15 protein-coding genes and 1 pseudogene are annotated in these 23,734 nt (G+C 44.3%); 10 read left to right on the top strand and 6 right to left on the bottom strand.

What is annotated here, in order from left to right:
- Positions 1 to 36: 36 nt before the first annotated feature.
- The 3 genes from QT996_RS13720 to QT996_RS13730 form a co-directional block, all read right to left on the bottom strand.
- Complete coding sequence (locus QT996_RS13720) at positions 37 to 3,180, bottom strand: ABC transporter transmembrane domain-containing protein (protein WP_333047124.1); 3,144 nt, start codon at positions 3,178 to 3,180, stop codon at positions 37 to 39.
- Positions 3,181 to 3,903: 723 nt separating this feature from the next.
- Entirely contained in the window at positions 3,904 to 4,272 is a 369-nt protein-coding gene (locus QT996_RS13725; RefSeq protein WP_333047125.1) for an ISAs1 family transposase, read from the bottom strand.
- Complete coding sequence (locus tag QT996_RS13730; RefSeq protein WP_333047126.1) at positions 4,164 to 4,709, bottom strand: ISAs1 family transposase; 546 nt, start codon at positions 4,707 to 4,709, stop codon at positions 4,164 to 4,166. Before QT996_RS13730 ends, QT996_RS13725 begins: the two co-directional genes overlap by 109 nt.
- 311 nt (positions 4,710 to 5,020) lie before the next feature.
- Between QT996_RS13730 and QT996_RS13735 the strand changes: the two are divergent.
- The 8 genes and pseudogenes from QT996_RS13735 to QT996_RS13765 all read left to right on the top strand — a co-directional run.
- Positions 5,021 to 5,254, top strand: a pseudogene (locus QT996_RS13735) (DEAD/DEAH box helicase); the annotation flags it as partial.
- A gap of 258 nt (positions 5,255 to 5,512) precedes the next feature.
- Entirely contained in the window at positions 5,513 to 5,599 is an 87-nt protein-coding gene (locus tag QT996_RS28655; protein ID WP_445304569.1) for an RQC domain-containing protein, read from the top strand.
- 209 nt (positions 5,600 to 5,808) lie between these two features.
- Positions 5,809 to 6,771 (top strand): hypothetical protein, encoded by a 963-nt coding sequence (locus tag QT996_RS13740; protein ID WP_333047127.1) that lies wholly within the window; start codon positions 5,809 to 5,811, stop codon positions 6,769 to 6,771.
- Positions 6,772 to 6,986: 215 nt separating this feature from the next.
- Positions 6,987 to 8,111 (top strand): AAA family ATPase, encoded by a 1,125-nt coding sequence (locus QT996_RS13745; RefSeq protein ID WP_333047129.1) that lies wholly within the window; start codon positions 6,987 to 6,989, stop codon positions 8,109 to 8,111.
- The gene (locus tag QT996_RS13750; RefSeq protein ID WP_333047131.1) at positions 8,111 to 8,800 is read left to right on the top strand and encodes a hypothetical protein; all 690 of its coding nucleotides are present in this window, start codon (positions 8,111 to 8,113) and stop codon (positions 8,798 to 8,800) included. Before QT996_RS13745 ends, QT996_RS13750 begins: the two co-directional genes overlap by 1 nt.
- 143 nt (positions 8,801 to 8,943) lie before the next feature.
- On the top strand, positions 8,944 to 10,893 hold the full coding sequence (locus QT996_RS13755; protein WP_333047132.1) for a long-chain fatty acid--CoA ligase: 1,950 nt from the start codon (positions 8,944 to 8,946) through the stop codon (positions 10,891 to 10,893).
- A gap of 144 nt (positions 10,894 to 11,037) precedes the next feature.
- A complete protein-coding gene (locus QT996_RS13760; protein WP_015179467.1) occupies positions 11,038 to 11,478 on the top strand; it encodes a YlqD family protein in 441 nt (146 codons plus the stop codon).
- 173 nt (positions 11,479 to 11,651) lie between these two features.
- Positions 11,652 to 12,947 (top strand): dihydrolipoamide acetyltransferase family protein, encoded by a 1,296-nt coding sequence (locus tag QT996_RS13765; protein WP_333047133.1) that lies wholly within the window; start codon positions 11,652 to 11,654, stop codon positions 12,945 to 12,947.
- Between the two features lie 317 nt (positions 12,948 to 13,264).
- Here QT996_RS13765 and QT996_RS13770 read toward each other — a convergent pair whose 3' ends face one another.
- From QT996_RS13770 to QT996_RS13780, 3 genes are all read right to left on the bottom strand, one after another.
- A complete protein-coding gene (locus tag QT996_RS13770) occupies positions 13,265 to 14,695 on the bottom strand; it encodes a DUF3370 domain-containing protein (RefSeq protein WP_333047135.1) in 1,431 nt (476 codons plus the stop codon).
- Between the two features lie 107 nt (positions 14,696 to 14,802).
- A complete protein-coding gene (locus QT996_RS13775; RefSeq protein WP_333047136.1) occupies positions 14,803 to 14,937 on the bottom strand; it encodes a hypothetical protein in 135 nt (44 codons plus the stop codon).
- A 94-nt stretch (positions 14,938 to 15,031) separates the two neighbouring features.
- Positions 15,032 to 20,323 (bottom strand): AAA family ATPase, encoded by a 5,292-nt coding sequence (locus QT996_RS13780; protein ID WP_333047138.1) that lies wholly within the window; start codon positions 20,321 to 20,323, stop codon positions 15,032 to 15,034.
- A gap of 706 nt (positions 20,324 to 21,029) precedes the next feature.
- On the opposite strand from QT996_RS13780, the gene surE reads away from it, so the two are divergent.
- Both surE and QT996_RS13790 read left to right on the top strand, forming a co-directional pair.
- Complete coding sequence (gene surE, locus QT996_RS13785; RefSeq protein ID WP_333047169.1) at positions 21,030 to 21,707, top strand: 5'/3'-nucleotidase SurE; 678 nt, start codon at positions 21,030 to 21,032, stop codon at positions 21,705 to 21,707.
- A gap of 1,125 nt (positions 21,708 to 22,832) precedes the next feature.
- Entirely contained in the window at positions 22,833 to 23,705 is an 873-nt protein-coding gene (locus QT996_RS13790; protein WP_333047140.1) for a pentapeptide repeat-containing protein, read from the top strand.
- The last annotated feature ends 29 nt before the right edge of the window (positions 23,706 to 23,734 follow it).

Consider the following 23,734-nt stretch of genomic DNA (forward strand, 5'->3'; position numbering starts at 1 on the left):
TCTCGTACATTACTCGTTGCCGAACTTCCTGCTTCCTTAAATATCGAGTTGTTGCTGAGCGAGGTGATAGTAAAGTCCGCGTTCAGCCATCAATTCGTCGTGGTTGCCTTGTTCGGCTAAAATGCCTTTGTCTAGAACCAAAATTCGATCGGCATTACGCACCGTAGACAACCGATGAGCGATAATAAACGCAGTGCGATCGCGACTAATGCGGGCGAGATTTTGCTGAAACCTGCGCTCAGATTCGGTATCCAGCGAAGAAGTTGCTTCATCCAAAACCAAAATCCGGGGATCGCCCAAAAGAGCGCGGGCGATCGCAATTCGCTGCCGCTGGCCCCCAGACAAACTCGTTCCCCTTTCCCCCACAGGAGTTTGATAACCCAGCGGCATATCTTGAATAAAAGCATGAGCTTCTGCTAGCTTCGCCACTTCTATCACCTGTTCCAAGCTTGCACAAGCAGCATCGTTTCCGTTTTTATACAGCGTAATATTTTCCAAAATCGTTCCCGAAAACAAGAAACAATCTTGAGGAACAACACCCAACTGAACTCGCAGCGACTGCAAAGAAATGTGCCGAATATCGTGGCCGTCAATTGTCAGCCGCCCCTTTTCTGGATAATAGAAACCTTGCAGCAGCTTTACCAAAGTGCTCTTACCCGAACCGCTGCGGCCGACAATTGCCACAGTTTCTCCAGCTTGCACCTCAAAGGAAAGATTTTGCAGCGTATTACGTTCCTCATCCTGAGCATAACGGAAAGAAACATTGTCAAACTTGACGTTTCCCTGAATGCGAGGCAGCACCAGCATTGGCTTGTAAGGGCTTTCTTCAGGTTGGGCAGAGAATACATCATCCAAACGCTCGATCGAAACGAGCACTTCTTGAAACTCATCCCACAGTCCCACCACTGAAAGCACAGGAGAAATCACGTTCCCAATCATCATATTAAAAGCAACAAATTGACCGATCGTCAACTCGTCTTGAATCACCAGCATTGCCCCGTACCACAGCAAAGCCGTACTCCCCAAAGTATTAATCCCACCCCCGATCACCTGCAAAGAATTCGCCAACTTCTGCCCGCGAAATTTAGCATTAATCATGCAGGTTAATTGGTCTTCCCAGCGCCAGCGCATTTCTCGCTCAGCAGCAGTTGCCTTAACCGTCGCCACCCCAGTAATCATTTCCACCAAAGATGAATTTTGCTTAGCACTTTCGGTAAAAACCTCCCGCGACACTTTTCGCAGAAAGGGAGTTGCGACTAAAGTCAAAATCACGATCGGCGGAATCAACGCCAGCACCAACAAAGCCAGACGCCAGTTATAGTAAACCATCAGTCCGATGTAAACTACAGCCATCAAAGCATCCAACCAAGCAGTAATAGCTTGGCGAGTCAAAAATGCCTGAATTTTTTGATTTTCCTGAACCCGCGTCAAGATATCGCCCACCTGACGAGATTCAAAAAACTTGATCGGCAAACTGAGAGTGTGACTGATAAAGCCGCTAATTAAAGTCAGGTCAATGCGGTTCGACAAATAATCCAGCAAATACTGTCTCGTTGCACCCAACAGCGTTCGCCAAACACTAAACAGCAGCAGTCCGATCGCAAAAACGTGCAGAGTTACTACGCTTTTGCTGACAACCACTTGGTCGAGAATTATTTGGGTAAATAGGGGAGTAACTAGACCGAATATTTGGAGCAACAAGGAGAGGATCAGAATTTGGGCGATCGCAGCGCGGTAGGGCCAGACTATGCCAACAAAATTTTTAAGTTTGATGCCTTGATGTTCGGCACTATGATTGCGGTATAGTTCCGCTGTCGGGTCTAAAATTAGGGCGTACCCAGTCCAATTTTCGGTAAAACTTTTAATGCTCATCCACCGCTTGCCCGCAGCCGGATCAGCCACTAAAACCTGTTGATTTTTAAAGCGGTAAACTGCCACGTAGTGATTGCCTTGCCAGTGAGCAATCCAGGGATTTTGATTTCGCAGCGGAGTTAAAGAAGCTCGCACGGGACGGGTTTGAAATCCCATCCTTTCCGCTGCTTTTGCCAGACTCTTGAGTGACGCGCCACTGCGGCCGACTTCTGCCAATTCGCGCAAGTAATTTAGGCTGAATTTTTTACCCCAATATTCGCTAATCATCGCTAAGCAAGTAGCTCCACAATCTGCTGCACTCTGTTGTTGAATGAATGGGTGTCTGCTGCTCAACCATCGCCGCTGCTTGGGTTTGGGAAAGCTGATGATTCCGGCTGTGGGTTTTTGCTGAGCAACTGCGGTTAATTTTGATGGCTCGGTTTGTGAGGTAGATGTGGCATTTTGGGGCGGCGTTACTAAGCTTAAAATTGGAGGTTTGCGGATGATTTTAGGGCGGGAATTACTTTCGGAACTAATTGTGGCTTGGGCGATTTCCCACTGTTCGCTGCTAAGCTGGTAAATTAGCAGATCTGTTACCGCTATCCAGTCGCTCTGTACCTCTGAATGTTCCCAGTTACTGCCGATAATTGGCGGTGCTTGACCTTGAATTTGACCGCTGCGGAGCCAAAAATGATTGTTGGAGGTTTGGCAATGGTCAGCGAGGGAAACTCCTGCGGGAATTCGGCTTTCTTCTATGTAAGGAAGTAAGTGCGCCCACAGAAGCTGTTGTTGGTGGGGAGAGAGCGATCGCAAATCTGTTTGTGTCTTGAAAAATATTAACCGCTGTCGCTCTTGAAATTCTTGCTGCAAGTGCTGTTGCAGTTGCGGCAATTCTTCTAAAATAAGCTGCATTGTGGTGGCCGCAATTCGAGCGATTTGGCAAGGGCCGGTCGCAATTGCTCTGTAAGGCAGTCCGCTTTCAATAAATCGGTTATCTGTCCCAAATATTGCTCCCACTTCCAGTACCGCCGCCGAAATCTCCTGCTGTTGAGACGCTTCTACCGCTAGCAGTCTGACTCTTCCCTCGCAAACTAAATAAAAATTGCGATCGCTCTGTTCTTTTTCAACGAAATTGTTGCTATCTGATGTTTGATAGTGAGTGATTTCATCTCCGAGCTGAAACTCGCAAATTTCAGAGGCTGTATTTAATTTCGCCACTACTGTCGGTCCTGCACCGACTTCCTCGAAAATTTTCTGAATAGCCGGGAAATTTTCCAAGGCTTCTCGGGTTTTAAAAATGTGATTTTTAACCCCAAATTGGTTTTTCATAACTTACCCTGTCAAAAAAATGAAACAATTTTTTTGAATGACAACTAACCCGGTTATGAGAAATTTTTATTGGTTGAGTTGCAATTTAGTTGGCTTAAAAACTGTTTGTCGATAGATCCGACTAACACCTCTTAGTTACGACATCCCTTCAACGCCTTTAGGATATATAAAGTTGCGTTTTTCAGGATTTTGTGGTGATTACGTAAGTGTGGTTTTGGCTGGCTCCCAGTTTAACTTACAGAATCGTGATTTGGGCTACCTTTAAGGGCAATCTTTACCTAATCTTTATAAACATACCGTATTGTTACGGATAATTATGAAGATTGTGTGAAGCTGTAGAGGCTAATGTTCTGCCCGGTATACGTGTATCTACGCAAAAATTTACGTTCAGGATTCAAAAAACCCTCAATTTTCGACGCTTGTTTGTGAAGTCCCGATTCCCAACATTGTAAAGAAATATTGATAGCTGTTAATTTGTAGCAGCAATTCAAGCAATTAATTGACCATCGGGTCTGGGTATGTAACCCAGGGTAAGAGCCTCTCAATCCGGCTTGACATAAGGACTCAGAGGAATCTAATGTAGAGTCAATGAAACAAGAACGGAAAACTCGAATCATATAATTGTTGTCCATACCCGTCCGCTTCATTTTTTGTCAGAGACTACGTTTGTAAGTCGGTTCGCGATTGAAGGCATTGAGAGCAATGCGACGGAGGAGAGAAAAATTATGGGGACTGTGGAAAGAGCGAATGCCGCAAGAATCTTCTGCAAAAGTACAATAAGCGTGTCCAGTGAGCCTGGTTTTCAATCCCCCAATGTTTTCGGATACCTCGACCTAAAAGTTGAGCATCACTGTGTAAACAAGTCAGATAAAACTGAACTTCACGGGTGGTTTGATTCCAAAGATGACGCACCCGGACAACCATAACAACACTCTGAAGTCCTGCCCATAGTCGAGGCTGGTAAAGAACACCAATGGCAGCAACTAGAACAGACCAGACTGGACGAATTTCTGTGCGATAGTGCCCTTTATCGTCTTTCCATCTATGGGAATTATCTCTCCTCCCATCTTTGTAACCAGAGTTTCTACCCATCTCAAGAAACAACGATTCAATTCTTCTGGGTTGATGAACTCCAATACCCGTCGGAAGGTGTCATATGAGGGGATTCCAGTGGGTAATGCCAAAAACTCTTGTAACCACTGTTGCTTACTGCTCCCGTAATCTTCTATGTCTTCCCATCCTTGCGCTCCGGCTATGACTGCGAGAATCGAAATTATCAAAATGTCTGTGAGTTGATGTTTCTTAGTCCGCTCTACTCTTGGGTCTTTGATGTCTCCAAAATGCTCCACTAAGCTCTGTTGAATAGCTCCAATGGATGCTCCTTCTGTAGGCTTTCTCTGAGGAAGAAAACTTGTCTTTGCCTCGGCAGATTTAGTATCAAATCCTTCAGACATAAAACTTAATTTTGTGAGTTTTTCAACGTCCGTATTGTTGTTATCACACTTATCTTGCTCTAATGTCAAGTTCATATTATACCAGGTTACTTATCCTGATATTGTTGGATTTGTCAAGTTCATATTATACCAAATTAGATGAGCTTACCCTCGGTAGGTAATCGATTAAACTAAAGTGGAAAATTCTGCTGTTGATAACGGCTTTCCATTTGGGGGTGACTTATGTGATGGCCCAAACCCATCACTATCGATACCCATCACTATCGGTCTAAACCCCGATTAAAAGTATCGGTTTCTCTGCTTAACGAATTTTGTGCGATCGCACTCTGTGTATTTGTTCTCCAAAAGCATGGAATAGTGTAGAATCCAACAAACAACTACTGCAAATGTCAGCCTCTAATCCGCCAACATCTTCTGTGCCGCTGTCCCTGGAACAAGTTCTCAAACATTTTTTTGGCTATGACTCTTTGAGCCCGGGGCAGCAGGAAATTGTCGAAGCTGCTTTACAAAAACGGGATATGATGATTGTCATGCCGACGGGCAGTGGCAAGTCTTTGTATTTTCAATTACCGACACTGTTGAAACCAGGATTGCCGAATCCAGCGATAGCCGCTGCACAATCCAGTTAAATTATTTTGGGGATTTATTTAGAGGAAATTACGGCAATTGCGACAACTGTTGCCATCAAATACCACTAGAAGACTTGACACTTGAGGCTATAAAATTTCTTTCTGGCGTGGCGCGGTGCCAAGAAAAATTCGGAATGAATCGCATTATATAGCAATCCTTGCAGGAGTCGTAAATTTTTTACCCCACCCCAACCCTCGCCGAACCCCCTGCGAATCAGTAAGAAATTCACAAATGATGCGAGGATTGCTATAGACGTGCTGCGCGGTTCTAAAAATCAAAAATTGTTGCCATGCCAGCACCACCAACTTTCTACTTATGGAATTGGTCAAGACTGAAGTATAGACGATTTATGGGAGGAAGGCTACTCTTCGGCACATCTTAGCCGTATCATCTGTTGTTTAGTTCACCCTACTTCATGCCGTTTCACCTGACTTCGGCTCAGTCAAGGCAACTGCTAGTAATTGAGCAGCCTGCACGTTACTCATTGCGACTTCCCAAATGCCTTTTGCACAATAGCTGTAAAAGTTACGAACAGGCAGAAACAATGAAAACTACTGGTAATGTGTATACAATTGATTTAGCTGGGAATCAGTATCAAAACCCTCGCTACTTGCAAAGTCGAGCCAGGATTAACTCCCTCATCGACCATTATATGTCATTGGAAGTTTTGAGCGATCGACTTTCCGATCTACCTCAGCAATTTTCCACCCCGCATCCCCGCCCTTGGGAACCCATAGATTGGCAAGGAATCAATCGCGACCAAATTATTGGTGTCAAGCCAGAAATATTTTTACAAATTTTGGCAAGTGCGGCAGAAATTGAAGCTCCCATCCGCAGCTACGGTAGAGAAAGTTGGTGTTACTTACAGCATATTTATCCGCAAATGGCGCGGTTTATGGGAGGAATTTTTGATGCCAATGGCAACATTCTAGAGATAGGTGTCTGGGAAAAAGAAGAACGCCAACATTGCCCGACATTTAGGAAAATTTACCAGCAGTTGACCGAAGAAAAACTGCAAGTTAAACCCAACTCTGTTAATGGCTGTCAATCCACAGGTGACGCTTGGCAAGATACCTACAAACACGTGATTAGTCGCCTGAGTACCGAGTGGGGAGCTACTTCTGTTTATTTATGGTTGATGGTACACTCCACAGGAGCGTTGCAACAGGCAATTTCCCAGCCTTTACAGGATGAGATCAATCATTTGGCTAAGTTTTGGGGTTTCAGCCGCTGGGCATTCTCCCAAAGTTACTTCAATCAACTGAAAGGCTCTACCAAAAACCTGATTGCTTTGCTGAAACACCATCAGATTGAACGCACGCACGGCAATGATGTGTTTAATACTTCACTCAGTCTCAAACAGCTTTCTTTGGTGTTGGAATTGACTTTTACATTCACGCGAGTGATGGTGCGTCTGCGGCGCTGGAACCGCGAACTCAGTCGCAGTTATCTCAGACATTTGTTTGGCACTGCACCGATGGTTGATGCACCGCGCCGTGTCGCTTAAATATGATTTACGCGAGGGAGGAATTTTGATGCTATTTGTGGGGGTAAGGTGCGCCATAAGCACCCAGCCATGTTAAACTGAGTGCGATCAATTTATGTACTCGTTTGCTCAGCATATAGTAGAATTGATGGAGATGGGACGGAAATCGGTTTATAATGGAAGTTATTAACCGCCGATGCAGGCTGAGGTACGCAGATGATTGAGGGGAGCGGGAAATGAAAATTAAAAGAATAGCTTTTTGGGATCATGAATTAGAGTGGCGTTTTGAGCCGATATATTTTTCCAATTTGGCTTTATTAGTTGGGGTATCTGGTGTCGGCAAAACACAAATTTTGCAAGGAATTTTGAATTTACAACAGATAGCTAATGGTGCTTCCTTAAATGGTTTAGTGTGGGACGTTGCATTTTCGACAGTAAACAATGTTGAGTACCGCTGGCAAGGCGAATTTGAAACCCAAAAAGTTCCTGCCATCATTCCTAATGAGGAAGACGAAACCAACAAATTTAGAATTGTTCGAGAACACCTCTCCAGAGAAAAAAATGTAATAATAGAAAGAACACCTAATGAAATTCAATTCAAAGGTCAGACTACTCCCAAATTATCGCCGTTTCAAAGCGTAGTTGAAATTTTAAATCAAGAAGAAGATATTTCACCCGTTCAGCAGGGTTTTAATAAAATTATTTACAGCGATAATTCTAGGTCATTTAATGGCATTTTTGGCATAGCTATAAGGGATTTATCTCGACTTGCAAAAGAAAATATTCCCTTATATAGTATTCAAGCAAGTAATATGCCAATACTTCTTAAGCTGGCTTTAATTGCTCGCCCTTATCCAGATATTTTTGATAAAATAAAGCACAAATTTATCGAGATTTTTCCTCAAGTGGAAGATGTCAAAATAGAAGCAGTGGAAGATAAAGATCATCCATCTATTCCTGATTTTCCACTCCAAATCAAAGAAAAAGGTGTCAATAATTGGATTTTCCAAAATAATATTTCTTCAGGAATGCTGAAAACGCTAATTCATATTAGCGAACTGTACTTGTCTCCCGAAGGCACGGTAATCCTGATCGATGAATTTGAAAACAGCTTGGGGATTAACTGTATTGATGTGGTGACAGATTTAATTGTAGAAAATAGAAATATTCAATTCATTCTTACCAGCCACCATCCCTACATCATCAATAATATTGGGATGGAACACTGGAAAATAGTCACTCGCCAAGGTGGGGTGGTAACTGTGAAAGATGCTAAAGATTTGAATCTGGGAAAATCGAGGCATCAAGCTTTTACGCAACTGATTAATCTGGAAGAATACAGCGAAGGAATCAAAGTTTAATGAATCTGTATTTTTTAGTTGAAGGGAAGCAATCGGAGAGAAAAGTTTATCCCGCTTGGTTGGCTCATCTTTTACCGGAATTGCAGCGAGTTGACAATTGCGATGATGTGAATGAAAAAAATTATTACCTGATTAGCGGTGAAGGATATCCTTCATTAATATACGATTTTATCCCGCGTTCGATCGCCGAAATTAACTCAAACGGAAAATACAGCTATTTTGTAGTATGTCTCGATGCCGAGGAAAATACTGTTGCCGAACTCACAACAGAAATTGATGATTTTTTAACTCAACAAAAATTGAAATTAAACAAGGCAGAACTTGTGCTGATATTTCAGAATCGCTGCTTGGAAAGTTGGCTGTTGGGTAATCGGAAGATTTATTCCAGAAATCCTCAAAACAAACCTTTGCTAGATTATACTAAATATTACGATGTTTCAGTTAACTGTCCCGAAAATATGGGCAGATATCAAGACTTTAATACTCACGCTCAGTTTCACGGAGCTTATTTGAGAGCGTTATTTGAAGCTAAAAATATTACCTATTCAAAAAAAAGGCCGGGAGATGTACTCAAGCCATTTTATTTAGAACAGCTATTGGCAAGGATTCAAGTTCAGCCAGAACAACTGACTACTTTCCGTCAGTTCATCGATTTTTGTAATAAAATTAAAACCAAATTGCCAAATTAAACGATCGCACTTAAGAGAAAACATAAATTAAAAAATAGAGACAGATTCGCAAACTGTCCCTACCCAAGCAGATACAGTTAGGATACATTCCATACTAGATTTAGATAAAACACTTTAATCTCGCACAAGTCACAAAAATAACTATGAACGGCCCAGCATCTTACACATCATCTCAACTGACCGATCGCGATCGCGCTAACCTCAGCCGCTTAATTGATTACAGTTCCATCGAATCAGTACCCGAAATTTGGGCGATCGTCAAACAAAAATTCGGTCAAACCGTCGCCCTCCACGACCCCCACAGCAAGCCAGAAATCAAACTCACCTACACCGACCTCTACCAGCAAATCCAGCAATTCGCCGCCGGCTTGCAGGCCCTAGGCATCGAACCAAATCCCGAAGAAGCAGTCCCTCCCCGCGTCGCCCTCTTCGCCGACAACAGCCCCCGCTGGCTGATAGCCGACCAAGGTATCATGATGGCCGGGGCCGCGAATGTTGTTCGAGGCGCCACCGCCGACCCCGAAGAACTCCTGTACATCATTCAAGACAGCGGCAGCACAGCCGTGGTAGTCGAAAACCTGGCATTACTCAAAAAACTGCAACACCGCCTCCCGGATTTGCCCATTCAACTCATCGTCCTCCTCTCCGACGAAGAACCGGAAACCAGCCAAACCCTAAGCACAGTCAAATTTTCCCAAGTGATGACCACAGGGGCAAACCGTCCCCTCAAACCCTCCAACCACAAGCCTCAAACCCTCGCCACCCTCCTCTACACCAGCGGCACCACAGGTAAACCCAAAGGCGTCATGCTGAATCACGGCAATCTGCTGCACCAAGTCACCACCTTCGGCACAATTCTCCAGCCCGAACCGGGCGACTCTGCACTCAGCATCCTGCCCAGTTGGCACGCCTACGAACGCAGCGTCGAATACTTCCTGCTTTCCCAGGGATGCACCCAAATTTACACCAATATTCGCTATTTCAAACAAGACTTTAAAACTTGCAAACCCCAGTACATGGTCAGTGTTCCGCGCATCTGGGAATCGATTTATGAGGCAGTACAAAAGCAGTTTCGGGAACAGCCACCTAACAAACAAAAATTGGTGAACTTCCTGTTATCTTCCAGCCAGCAATACATCGAGAACCGCCGCATTTTCCAAGGATTAACTCTTAGTTTGAAACCGGCTTCTGCTTCCGAAAAATTAATCGCCCGCACCAAAACCATTCTGTTGTCGCCGGTACACGCCCTCGCCGAAAAATTGGTTTATCAAAAAGTCAGGGAAGCTACGGGAGGACGTTTTAAGTGGGCGATTAGCGGCGGCGGTTCTTTGGCAACGCATTTAGACACTTTCTTTGAAATAGCGAATATCGGCTTGTTGGTGGGATACGGTTTAACCGAAACTTCGCCGGTTTTAACTGTGCGCCGCCCTTGGCACAATCTTAAAGGTTCCGCAGGACAGCCGATCGCCCATACGGAAATTAAAATTGTAGACCCAGAAACCAGACAGCAACTGCCCACAGGCCAGCGCGGCTTGGTATTGGGCCGCGGGCCACAAATTATGGCAGGTTATTATCTTAATCCCCAAGCGACTGCCAAGGCGATCGACTCCGAAGGCTGGTTCGACACCGGCGACTTGGGCTGGCTGACACCGGGAAACGACTTAATCTTAACCGGGCGGGCCAAAGATACGATCGTCCTCAGCAACGGCGAAAACATCGAACCCCAGCCCATAGAAGACGCCTGCGTCCGCAGCCCCTACATCGACCAAATTATGCTAGTAGGTCAAGACCAGAGATCCGTCGGCGCCTTAATTGTCCCCAATCAAGAAGCCGTGCAGAAATGGGCAGAAACTCAGAATCCCCCATTACACGAAATTGACTGGAATAGCAAGACAATTCAAGACTTATTCCGCAAAGAATTGACCCGAGAGGTGCAAAATCGCCCCGGATACCGCGCCGACGATCGCATCGGCCCGTTCCGGTTGATTCAGGAGCCATTTTCGATCGAAAATGGAATGTTGACCCAGACCCTGAAAATTAAGCGCCCGGTTGTGACGCAACACTACCGCGATATGATTGACGGGATGTTTTGAAATATTCGCAGGACTTGGGGAATGGAAAAGAAAAAATTATCCCAACACCCAAGTCCCGAGTCCGAGTCCTCAGCCCTCAGCCATTAGTTCAGGTTTACCAACTAATGACTAATGCCTAATTCCCAATTGACAAGCAACAACTTTATGGAACCACAATTACTCTTGAAGCGATCGATTAACGTTAAAGTCGTCGTTACTCCCCGCTGGAAAGAAGAAGCTCAACAGCAACTCCAAGCCCAAATCAACCAAATAGACTCTCAGCTACAACAGTTAGAAATGCAAGGGCAGCGGATGATTTCAGAAATCCAAAAGCAAAATCTGCAGCCCCCAGGCCCGCAAGTAATGCAGCAAATAGAAAACATTCAAGTGCAGGTGAATCAAAGAAAAAGCGAACTGCTAGAACAGAAAAACCAAAACCTGCAACAGCTTCAGCAAGTGCAGGTGCTAGACCTGGAACAAGAAGTGAGTCAAGGTCAAATTGACGGCACGTTCACTGTCGGGCTCGGAGAAAACTTGATTCAAAAAATGCAAGTAGAAATTCTCCTCCGCGACGGCATAGTCGAAGAAATTCGAGGTGATATTTAGAAATTGGTAAGTGGTAATTGGCGATCGGTAATTGGCAATTGATTTTGAGTCAACATTCACACATCGAGAATGCGAGAGACTGGCATAATAATAAGTATTGCCGATGGCCGATCGCCAATGATCAATTGCCAAATACCGATTACCTATTACCACATCAAAAGGACTTTTTACAGATGATTCGCGAAGTTTTCATGCCAGCCCTGAGTTCTACCATGACAGAGGGCAAAATTGTTTCCTGGGTCAAATCCGCTGGAGACAAAGTAGAAAAAGGCGAAACGGTGGTAGTGGTTGAATCCGACAAAGCCGACATGGACGTGGAGTCTTTCTACGAAGGTTATTTAGCAATAATTATCGTAGCTGCGGGCGAAGTTGCTCCCGTGGGAGCGGCAATCGCCCTAGTAGCAGAAACAGAAGCCGAAATCGCCGTCGCTCAGCAGCAAGGAGCCGGTGCCCCAAGCGCAGCAGCAGCCCCCGCTCCCAGCCCCGCTCCTGTTAGCGCAGCTACATCGTCAGCAGGTTTGCAGCAAAATGTCAGCCGCCAAAACGGCCGCAGCGTCGTTTCTCCCCGCGCTCGCAAGTTAGCCAAAGAATTTAAAGTAGATTTGAATTCTCTCAAAGGCAGCGGGCCCAACGGCCGCATTGTCGCAGAGGATGTGGAAGCAGCAGCCGGCAAAGCCCAACCCGCTCCGGTTCAGCAACCAGTAACAGTCCCCGCAGCACCCGCACCAGCACCCGCAGCACCCGCCCCAGCAGCAGCCAAACCCGCACCCGCACCAGTCCCGGCGATCGCACTTTCGGGCCAAAAAGTACCGATGAACGCGCTGCAAAATGCGGTGGTGCGGAATATGGAAGCAAGTTTGAGCGTGCCGTCTTTCCGCGTCGGTTACACAATTACTACTGATAATCTCGACAAACTCTACAAACAAATTAAGTCGAAGGGCGTCACGATGACGGGTATGCTGGCGAAGGCTGTAGCAGTAACTTTACAAAAACATCCTCTGCTGAATGCTTGTTATGTGGAGTCGGGAATTCAATACCGCGCTGATATTAATGTGGCGGTAGCGGTGGCGATGGACGGCGGCGGTTTGATTACGCCGGTGCTGCAAAATGCCGATCGCCTCGATATTTATTCGCTCTCCCGCAGTTGGAAAGATTTAGTCGATCGCGCCCGCACCAAGCAGTTGAAGCCTGATGAATACAGTACGGGAACTTTCACTCTTTCCAATTTGGGAATGTTTGGAGTAGACAAGTTTGACGCGATTTTGCCGCCGAATCAAGGCTCGATTTTGGCGATCGGATCTTCGCGGCCGCAAGTAGTGGCTAATGAAGATGGTTTGATGGGAGTGAAGCGGCAAATGCAGGTGAATATTACTTGCGATCACCGGATTATTTACGGTGCTGATGCTGCGGCATTCTTGCAAGATTTAGCTAAATTGATTGAGACAAATCCTCAATCTTTGACGCTTTAATTAGTTAATGGTTAACTGTTGACTGTTGACGGTTAACAGTTGACTGTTGACTGTCAATGTTTTGCCTTTAATATCAACTCCCCTAGCATCGGAATTAATATTACCCACAGTCAGGACACGGCAGTGCCGTGTCCCTACAATTAATCGGGGTAGGAACACGGCACTGCCGTGTCCTCGATATCATTCCGATGCAACCGGAAACGATATTAAATGAACTTTCACTAAAACTTAATGCCTATCTTAACTCATTAATACAAAAACCCAAAGGTTAACAGTCAACAGCCAACCGTCAACCGTCAACCGTCAACCAATAACAACTAATTACTCGATCGCACAGTCAAAACTTGCGGCGGCGTCGCATCCGGCGGATACAAGAAATCCACCTGAACCAAACGGCGTTCCCCCGGCTTCATATTCACATTCACCAAAGGTTCCCCCTGCTGTCCTCTGCGCTGCACGATGTGAATGTAGCGCGTCAAAGTCTTGCCCGTATCATCATTAAACATCACCCGCACCGTACCTCGGAAAAATATCCGATTTTCAGGAGGATCGTAAAACATCAATCCCCCCGATTCTGTATTTGCTTTGATCGGTGTTTGCATTTTAATACTAACAGATTGGGGCTCACGAGATTTGTTGTAAAGCGGAAAAGTTAAGTTGTATTGAATCCCGTAATTGCCATTAGCAAAATAAGCAGTATCGGGATAGCGAGCCAACATTTTTGCGCTTTGAATTTGACCTGTGCCAAAAGTACCCGTATCAGTAGTGCTCAAAGCATAGGAAAATGACTCGCCGCGCTTGGGAATAGTTAAATAATCGGTTCTCGAATTGTCCGTAATTTTAGCTTCCCACTGGGAACCTTCAGCTACTCCTGCCACGCGCCCATAAATTTTTTGCACCGGATTTTCGCCTCTGGGAGTTGGTGCTAAATCTCTCGGCCCCGCTAAACCTTTGGTATATAAAATATTTTCCCACTGTTCTAAAGTCGGATCTTGCTCGACTCCTCCTTGACTTTTAGGAGCAAACATTGCTAATGATGCTACATAAACCGAATTGCTGCTGGACATTCGCATTAAAGTCGATCGACCATTGGAAGAAGGTGTGACATTCCCCACAGGTATCGGCAAATTCATCAGCATTCGGCTCTGATTTGCCGGAATCTCGATCGCAGCAGGCAAAATGCTTTGTCTGTATCCCCGCAATACATCGCTCGTGATGCGGCTTCCAGGCCCTGCAAACACAGTCCCAAATCGATTCTCTAAATACGACGGCAAATCGATAAACAAGGCATCCGGCCGAGTTAAATAAGTCGCTCCTTGCAATACTTTTAAAGTAACAGGTTCGGAGTTGGGATTGTGGACAATTATTCCTTGAAATAAGGTGCGAGTTTCGGCGCGATTTTTAGCTTTGGCGATGTGGTGGGCAAAGATATCAAATCGACCTTTGAAGGGAAAGTTTAAGTGTGCAGAAGGTACTTGTTTTCCTTCCGGGGGAAATGTGGAGAGCAAAATGCCTTCCGTTTGCACAACTTCGGGGCTGTTGCTGTTGAAAACCGGGATGTTGTCGAGTTGTCCCGGCAAAACGCGCACTTGCTGGGGTACTGTCAGGGTTTTCAGCGGGCTGCTGCTTGGCGGCAGCGGCAAATCCAGTTCGTTTTCGGGTACGGGGACTTCGGGCTGGATGAGCAGTTGTTGTTGGGCGGGAGGTGCGGCGATTGTTTGAACGAGGGGGAAAAGTGGCAAAAACATTGCTGTAAGAGCGTTTAACTAAACTTGTATTGATATTTGGCCGATCCTCTTCGTTGGCGTAGCCCCCGTAGGGGCGGGCTCGGCTAACCGGCGATCGACACAAAACTTTACCACAAGTTGGTTGATGTGTTTGAGGAATTTTGGATTTGAGGTGGATGTTTGCAGTAAATTCGCCGATCGCCCAATTTAGCACAGACGTGGCGCTCAGCTTTCGATCGCACCTTCCTGAGTCCGCGCACCATTTCCAAAATTGTTGGGCGTGAAGTCGGTTTCGATCGTCGGAGGCTCAAACAATTTACCAATTACCAATTACCCATTACCAATTACCAACTTGCGTTATTTCTGTTTTATAACTACCAACGTAATGTCGTCAAAAACTGTATGTTTGTCAATATGTTGCAGCAGATGATCGATTACTGCTTGTCGAATTTCTTCAGCCGTTTTGTGGCGATTTTCTTGGGCTACTTGGCACAATCTTTCTATGCCATAATACACTTTATTTATATTTACAGCTTCGGTAATTCCATCTGTGTAAAGCACTACTACATCCCCTGGATTAAGATGCACTTGAACTTGGGAAACAAAATCAGCAATATCTTCCTCTAATCCCACAGGGAAGCCGAGTTCCATTGTATCGATACGTTCGATGTTACCATCAGTACGGACTACAATTATTTCTTCGTGTTGACCGCTGAGGGTAAAGTTACTATCTTGATAATCTAACAAAGCCAAGGTCATGTTTTTAGACGAGTCGATGCGCTCGATATTGGCATAAAGGGTGCGGTTTAACACATCAAGAAACTTCACCGGATCGGTTTCGTTCATTTGTTGGAGAGTGCGGACGGCGGTTTGCGCCATAATCATTAATACGCCACTTTCTAAACCGTGTCCCGTAACATCGCCGATGGTAATTTTTACCTGATCATTTTGGGTTAGCACGTCGTAGTAGTCGCCACCAACTTCATCGGCAGGTTCCATATATCCAGCTATTTCTAATCCTTTAATTTTATCTAGTTCTGATTGTTTGGGCAAGATCATTTGTTGGAGTCGTTTCGTGACTTCTAACTCAGCACTAAGGCGAATGTTTTCGGCTTTAAGTTTGTTATTGAGGCTGCTAATTTCCTGGTTTGCTTGGGCGAGTTGGGCGGTGCGCTGTTGCACTTTTTCTTCTAAAGTTTGATAGAGACGGGCATTTTCGATGGAGATCGCAGCTTGGGCGGAAATGATGTTGAGGACTTCTAAGCGATCGCGCGTAAAAGCTCCCGCTGTTAAATTATTTTCTAGGTATAAGATGCCCACCAACTTACCTTGATTAATCAGGGGGCTACACAAGATAGATTTAGGTCGCTGCTGAATAATATACGGGTCAGATGCAAACCTAGTTTCAGTGGTTGCATCATCGATCGCAAGAGTTTCTTGCGTGCGTTCTACATAATTAACCAGCGAGATAGGAATCTCTTGACTTTCAGTCGCTGACTTGGAGATTAATTGACATCGTTCACCCGTACATTGAGCTTCAATTTTCCACTTACCTGCTGGGTCAGGTATGATGAAATAAAAATTTTCTGCTCCGGCGTTTTCCAGCAAGACTTGCATCAACTTCGAGATTAACTTATCTAAATGAACTTCCCCTGAGAGCGCTTGGGAGGCTTTGATAATTGTTGATAAATCCAGCTCGCTTGCAGCACCTGAAGTGGTAGAAGTGACAGTGGTTCTGCTCTGAACAACCGTTTCGCCTCTTCCACTCGTCAGGCTATTTTTCCTACCGACGATAGGTGCGAGTAATTCAGCATGGCGCTCTTCTAAATCTTTAACTTTTGCCTTGGCTCCCCAGCGAATATAAGCATAGTAAGCGTCTATCATGTAGGTACGCGCTACTTTCTGACGACCTAAAGTTAAATAAAATTCTGCTGCTAGTTCATTGGCGAGGGCTTCGTGCTGGACATATCCATTTTCCTTGGCTCCATCTATCGCCCGGTCGTAATATTCCATTGCTGAGAAAGATTGCCCCAATACGCGGGCTTTTTCTGCCTCTACTAAGTCATACTCATGCTGGTAATTCATTGGGCAATGTTGAGCCCAATATTTCATCTTTTCCTGATTTTCTTCTACTTGTTTCAGGTATTGTTGCTGCTTTTCCTCACTTTCCTGAAAATACTGAGCTAAGAGAGCCAGAGAATAGTAATAAACATGGTTATTAAAGCTAATATTAGCTTGAACAAGCATTGAATTCTCTAACGCTGTTTTAGCATGAATTATAGCATTTTTATAATCTTTAAATAAATAGCAAAGTAGGGTTTTTGCAAAAAGCACTCTAAATAAAGACATTAAGTTATTAATTTTTGTCAAATAAGCAATAGCTTCTCCCTCATTCAAAAATTCACCAGTTAAAATCAGGCTATTATCTGTTATGCCTCGTAAATTTGCGACTAATTGACCAATTATTTTGAGCAGATAAAACTGATATTCTTGGGAAAGATTATCAGCAAAATCAATATAGTGTTTTTGTTGTTCTTGCACGTAGTCTAGATGATCGCCATTAAAAAACAGATGAGCGCAGTAGTAATCAGCAGCATGACAAGCATATTCTATATCTCCAAATTCTAAGCCGCTATTAATTGCTTGACGAAGGGGTTCTATAGTTTCCCTAGTATGCTTTTTGAAGTGCGTAATACAGATGGAAACATTAACCAATATTTTAGAACGAAACTCTTTGGCATCTAACTGCTCTAATACTTGTAAAGAAAGTTTACCAAGTTGATAGGCAAAATCTATATCTGGTATGAGCCAAGACACCAGTGCTCCGTAAATAGAATAGGCAAAAGTACACTGTGGCGAATTCCCATAGTAACGAGAAAGTTCGATCATAGTATATAGAATTGGTAGCGATAGCGGGCTTTCTGCGAAGCAAGCTGGTGGGAAAATTCGAACTAAAAGCTCCATACCCGCCAGCTTGTAGGGATCGGTCATTTTTGGCAGCGTAGCTAACTCCTCAATATTAAGTTCTTGCGGGGCTAATTGAGATATTGTCACTCCCAGTATTTCTAGGATTTGTAGCCCAGTATCTAAAGCAGATTTAATCTGGTTTTTAGCCAGTTCAAGCCTAATTTTCAGCACATATAAGTTGACTTCTTCGAGGACTGTTTTGGCTTTTTTGAGAGTGCTATCGCACAAAATTACTGCTCGTTCTAAATTGGCATTGAGATATTCGGCTTCCGCCACTTCTCGATAAAAATCAAATGTCAGATCGTATCTACTTTCCCAGCTATCTTGACTCAGGAGTTCTATACCTACATTCAAATAATTAACAGCGGCTTCATATGCAGTAGCTGCCTTGGCTTTCTGTCCAGCAATCAGGTTTAATTGGGCCAACTCATCTTTTTCTGACTGATTAGTTAGCAAATCTGTGCCAAAATTCAGTTGGTTAACCAGAGCAAAAATATTATCTTTTCGCTCTAGCTCTGTTGTATTATTCAGCAACAGTTGACCAATTTTCAGGTGAGTGGCTTTTTTCTCTGACTCTGGAATCAAAGAATAAGCAGCTTGCTGCACGCGGTCATGCAAAAATTTGTAGTCAACTTTGATATCGCGTATAGATGCCAACTCTTCCTGGGCAAAGAGTAGAGGAATTTTGTAATTTTCAGACAGCGGCAGAATCAAACCCGCTTGCAGTGCTTCCCACAAATGAGCAGCCGTCGCTATGTTTGATTCTTCATTGACAATTGATAAAACTTCTAAGTTAAATTGGTTACCGATACAAGCCGCTAATTTTAATGATTTCTGGGTTGTTTCAGGGAGTTTGCGAATATTGCGAGCAACCAGTTCAACAATATTGAAGTCGGCGATGCCAATTGCTTGTATTTGTTGAATATCCCACTCCCAGCGGTCTGTGTCTACCTGATAAACCAGCAGATTTTCCGAATACAGGGTTTTGAGTAGCTGGGTTAAGAAAAACGGATTCCCTTGGGTTTTATTAAAAAGTAACTCTGAAAAAACTTTTATTTTGTCTGAATTTACGCTGGCATCGAGAGTGTCGGCGATTAATTGGTTGACGCTATCCAAAGCCAGCGCCTGAATGGTGATATTATTCACCACCGTTTCATTTTTTTGAATTTTTTCTATTGTCTGAATTAAAGGATGAACGGGACTGACTTCGTTATCTCGATAAGCTCCAATCGTTAACAAATATTTGTTATCTGGGTCAGTTACTAAGAGTTGGATTAACTTTAGAGATGCCGAATCTGCCCACTGTAAATCGTCTAGGAATATGACTAGCGGGTGTTCGGGTTGACAAAAAATACGAATAAATTGTTGAAATACGCGATTAAATCTGTTTTGAGATTCCGATGAACCCAGTTGAGGAACTTCAGGCTGTTTACCGATAATTAGTTCTACTTCGGGGATAACATCAATAATAACTTGACCGTTATTATCTAGCGCATTTAATAAGTTTTCTTTCCAAATAGCAACCTGTTCGGAACTGTCGGTTAATAGCTGACGAACTAATTCTTGAAATGCTTGGATTAACGCCGCATACGGAATATTGCGCTTAAACTGGTCAAACTTACCCGCAATAAAATATCCCCTAGCTGCTACAATTGGTTTATGAACTTCATTGACAATTGAAGTTTTACCAATCCCGGAATAACCCGAAACTAACATCATCTCGGTGGCCCCGAGGCTGACTCGTCCAAAGGCATCTAGAAGAATTTGGACTTCGGTTTCTCTACCATAAAGCTTCTGGGGAATGAGTAATTGGTTGCCGCGATCGCGTTGACCGATGGGAAAATTTTCAATCTTTCCAGTTGTCTGCAATTGCTGCAAACAAGTTTCGAGGTCAAATTTTAATCCCGCCGCACTTTGATATCGGTCTTCCGCATTTTTTGCTAACAGTTTCATCACAATATCTGAAACCGCTTGAGGAATTTCTGCTACCTCTTTAGGTGGGACTGGTTGTTTGGCAATATGACAGTAAACCAACTCCATCGGATCGGTGGTAGTAAATGGCAACTGATTGGTCAGCATTTCATAGAAAGTCACTCCTAAAGAATAGAAGTCGGTGCGGTAGTCAATTGCTCGATTCATCCTCCCCGTTTGTTCGGGTGACATATAAGCCAGAGTCCCTTCCAGCAAGTTGGGATTGCTAATGCTTTGGTTTTTCAATTCCAAGCGCGATGAAATACTAAAGTCAGCCAGTTTTACTTTCCCTGTCTCTGGATTGATAATGATATTTGAGGGCTTAATGTCTTTGTGAATGATCGGTACTTGATGGAGATAGATCAAAGTTTCGGATAGAGCGATCGCTACCCTCAGAAACTCGGTTACTGACAGGTTATTGTCGGCCATAAAATGATAAAGGGATAGACCCCCAAAATCTTCTAATATTAGCGCTAAACTATTCTGATAATTTTCTAAGTTGTAACTTTTGACAATTCCTTCACTATCTAAATTTTGAGTAATTATAAATTCTTGCCTTAAATTGGTGATTTGTTCAAGGCTAGGATAATCATTTTTTATTGTTTTAACGATAACAAGCTGTCGATCCCGATTTCTTATCCCTCGATAAACAACGGTTCTGACTCCTTCGTAAATATTTTCTATAATTTCGTATCCTGAAATAACGATCATTGTTTTAACCTTACCCTTTTCATTAACTATTGTAAATCGATGTTATCCAGTTCATCCTGACTTGCGGTCATAATCGACTGAGGAACTGGGGGACAACCTGCTTTGGTATTGCTTTGGGGTTCGCTCATGTGGCTCTCCTAAGTTAAAATGTAATAATGCTAACAGTGTAGATAAGTATTTGATTTATGAAGGGGAAATGAAAACTGTAACTTAGATACTATTTTTGATAAAGATTTGATATCTATTCTCCCATCCCCTGCGTCACAGCGCAATTGGAATCGACATTAACTTATTATCGGCTCTCTCGTACTTATGGTAATAACGCAAGCTAATAATTTAGTAGGAGCGAGGGTTTCAACGTTCAGTTTCCGATACTTAGTATCATGGGCTACTTTTAAGACTAAGCATCGGGGAGAGCCGAGGAAAAAATTATGTGATTAGATGTTTGCATCGACACTGATGTCATGAATGCTGCACTGGGGCAGGCGTAACAAGTCGCTTTAGCTGTCATATCAAGGTGCGACTGGGCTAAAATGTGGCGCGCCATATTTCTGGGGCAACTGTTCAATTAATGCCATGATATAAATGTGTGGCAATGCTCATACTGACGATCGCCACTAACCAACAACCAATTTGGGCTAAAGCTACCAGAAGGTTGCCAGCATCTGCGCTCTCAAATCGGTTTTATAAAACCGACACATTTTTAATGACGATAATTTTAACCAACGACGACGGCATAGACGCTCCGGGGATTCAGGCACTTTTGCAGGCTGTCAGCGGCAAAACAATTATGGTGGCTCCGCAGGGGCAATTGTCGGGCTGCGGGCATCAGGTGACGGCTCACAGTCCGATTCATGTCGATCGGCGATCGGAATCTGAGTATGCTGTAGGGGGAACACCGGCCGATTGTGTCCGCATCGCTCTTCATCACCTTTGTGCGAAGCCGGATTTGGTGCTTTCGGGCATTAACGCGGGTGGCAATTTGGGGGTTGACGTGTACATTTCGGGTACGGTTGCGGCTGTGCGCGAAGCAGCCATGCACGGTATTCCGGGAATCGCAATTTCCCACCGGATTAAAAGGCCGCTCGAAATAGACTGGGATGTCGCTACTCGCTGGACATCGCGGGTGTTGGCGGATTTGCTGAACCGGGAACCAAAGTCGGGGTGTTTCTGGAATGTGAATTTCCCGCATTTAGCGCCGGGAAGTGCGGAACCGGAAATTGTATTTTGTCAGCCTTCGACGCAGCCACTGCCTGTGGTTTACCGGGTGGAGGGAGAATACTTTTATTATGCGGGAGAGTATGGATCGCGCGATCGGGCGGCGGGGACTGATGTTGACGTGTGTTTTGAGGGTAATATTGCAGTTACTGAGATATCGTTGTGAGAGATTGGGGCGATCGAACTATATTTTTTTTCAACAAAGTCTAAATAGACGGTCTTAAATTCTATCGGCGACAGAATGTTTCATATTCATGGCTAAAAACAGATTTCATTATACTTTGGGTTTAGCACTGCATATACCCTAGGTATAATAAACCTGTTTTCGGATTATCCCCAAATAGGATATTGTAATTTATTCAGAATTGATACTAAAAAAACTTAAACAAAATTAATTACAGTTCAGAGAGTGGCAGCTATCTCTACTTGCGGCCCTCGGTGCTACCATAATTTTTTTTGTCATCCTTCGGCTTAGCAACACCATCAGGTTGTTTCTTTGGCTTTTTGACTTCTTTATTGCTTTTTCTTTCTTTTGACATGATCGTTCCTCAATTTTGACTCACCATAACATAGATTGACACATTTGCCTAACAGCCCGTAGAGGGGGTGCTCCTATACAGATACTACTCGCTTTTAGTTTTGTACCATCTGCAGTATATTATCCGCTAGGTTGTGAACGTCTACCCTCTACCGTTAGGCATATCGATAAATTCCTCAGAAGTACAAGGTCTGAAATTACTTTTCAGCCCGCTCGACTCAAGGAAATATTGAAAAGCACGATCGTATAACTGCTGTGAGACAACAGAGAAAAATTTTCGCTGATTAAGCTGTTGTTCCACATCTAATTTTCCTGAAAAATGACAGTAGATAAAATATGGAGCTATGACCATGCCAGCCTTCGCGACACCTGACGCAAACACAACTAACAAATTTGCAGTCTCCGCTTAAAAAAGCTGTTAGCCAGAGTGGACAACAAGAATATTGATTTTAACTATTGATTAACACTTCGGACAGTGTTTGATGGCTTACCTACTGAGAATAACGGTTTCACGGATCTCAGTACGATCGCAACGCTTGCCGAAGCACACTAGATACCCACGATAAATCAAGGGTTTCAGACTATGACCTCAAAACGGTCGGGACTATGGAAAAAGCACAAAGTATATGTATAAATATAAATTTAATTGTCAGCTTTCTTGAAAGTGCGCTCCAGTCAGCTCCGTTTGAGATAAAATACTTATAAAGAGTGTTTATTTCTAGATAAATTTCCGCTATAAGGAATGTGACCCGTATGGAAGTAACCGAGCTGCTCAAAGATTACGAAAATGGAAACAGAGACTTTGCTGGCGCAAACCTCAGCGGAGCAAACCTCAGCGGAGCCATATTGGCTGGGGTAAACCTTTCGAGGGCTAACCTGTCGGGAGCTAACCTAAGTAGGGCCAATCTCACCAAAGCAGAACTTAACGACGCAAACCTTTACAGGGCAAATCTGAGTTTTGCCAAAATGGGCCAAGCCAGACTAGCGGACGCAGAGCTTACCAAAGCCAATCTCAGCGGAGCTTTCCTCGTCAAAGCAAAACTGCCCAGGGCCAAGTTGAGTGGCGCCCAACTCATCGGTAGCAACCTGCGGAGCGCCATCCTCTGGAACGCCAATTTATGTACAGCCGACCTGCAGTTCATCAACCTGCGGGGCGCTAACCTGACCGGAGCCAACCTCAACTGGGCCAACTGCGGAGGGGCAAAACTCAGCGGTGCAAAGCTTTTTGGCGCTCAACTAACAGGCATCTATCTCAGGAAAGCTTACATCAATGGCATCGACCTGAGCAGGACGGATCTCAATGGCGTCAACCTGAGCGAAGCCAAACTAAACGGGGTAAACCTGGAAGGCTCGAACTTGTTAGCTGCCAATCTCAGCGGCGCTCAGTTGCGGGGCGTCCAGTTGATGGGAGCCGATTTAACCAGGGCAAATCTGGTGGGAGTTTCTTTGGTGCAGGCAAACCTCGATTGGGCTAGACTGTGCTATGCAGACTTGAGTGAAGCCGACTTGAGCGGGGCAACGTTCACGGGAGCCAACTTTGAGGGTACTCAGTTAGCCGGATCAACAATTCCCCCATCTTTGAGCAATGATGTCTACTTAACAGCAGCCCGTGGTGTCGCAGCTTAGGCAACGCCAAAAATTAATTTCGCATCCGA

This window comes from Microcoleus sp. S13C4, assembly GCF_036700865.1.
GTDB lineage: Bacteria > Cyanobacteriota > Cyanobacteriia > Cyanobacteriales > Microcoleaceae > Microcoleus.

Bases quoted from the DNA above. Each gene is read 5' to 3' on its own strand.
- QT996_RS13755 (WP_333047132.1), top strand. From the start codon at position 8,944: ATGAACGGCCCAGCATCTTACACATCATCTCAACTGACCGATCGCGAT.
- QT996_RS13725 (WP_333047125.1), bottom strand. From the start codon at position 4,272: ATGGGTAGAAACTCTGGTTACAAAGATGGGAGGAGAGATAATTCCCAT.
- QT996_RS13770 (WP_333047135.1), bottom strand. From the start codon at position 14,695: ATGTTTTTGCCACTTTTCCCCCTCGTTCAAACAATCGCCGCACCTCCC.
- QT996_RS13745 (WP_333047129.1), top strand. From the start codon at position 6,987: ATGAAAATTAAAAGAATAGCTTTTTGGGATCATGAATTAGAGTGGCGT.
- QT996_RS13760 (WP_015179467.1), top strand. From the start codon at position 11,038: ATGGAACCACAATTACTCTTGAAGCGATCGATTAACGTTAAAGTCGTC.
- QT996_RS13720 (WP_333047124.1), bottom strand. From the start codon at position 3,180: ATGAAAAACCAATTTGGGGTTAAAAATCACATTTTTAAAACCCGAGAA.
- QT996_RS13790 (WP_333047140.1), top strand. From the start codon at position 22,833: ATGGAAGTAACCGAGCTGCTCAAAGATTACGAAAATGGAAACAGAGAC.
- QT996_RS13740 (WP_333047127.1), top strand. From the start codon at position 5,809: ATGAAAACTACTGGTAATGTGTATACAATTGATTTAGCTGGGAATCAG.
- QT996_RS13775 (WP_333047136.1), bottom strand. From the start codon at position 14,937: ATGGTGCGCGGACTCAGGAAGGTGCGATCGAAAGCTGAGCGCCACGTC.
- surE (WP_333047169.1), top strand. From the start codon at position 21,030: ATGACGATAATTTTAACCAACGACGACGGCATAGACGCTCCGGGGATT.
- QT996_RS13780 (WP_333047138.1), bottom strand. From the start codon at position 20,323: ATGATCGTTATTTCAGGATACGAAATTATAGAAAATATTTACGAAGGA.
- QT996_RS13730 (WP_333047126.1), bottom strand. From the start codon at position 4,709: ATGAACTTGACATTAGAGCAAGATAAGTGTGATAACAACAATACGGAC.
- QT996_RS13765 (WP_333047133.1), top strand. From the start codon at position 11,652: ATGATTCGCGAAGTTTTCATGCCAGCCCTGAGTTCTACCATGACAGAG.
- QT996_RS13750 (WP_333047131.1), top strand. From the start codon at position 8,111: ATGAATCTGTATTTTTTAGTTGAAGGGAAGCAATCGGAGAGAAAAGTT.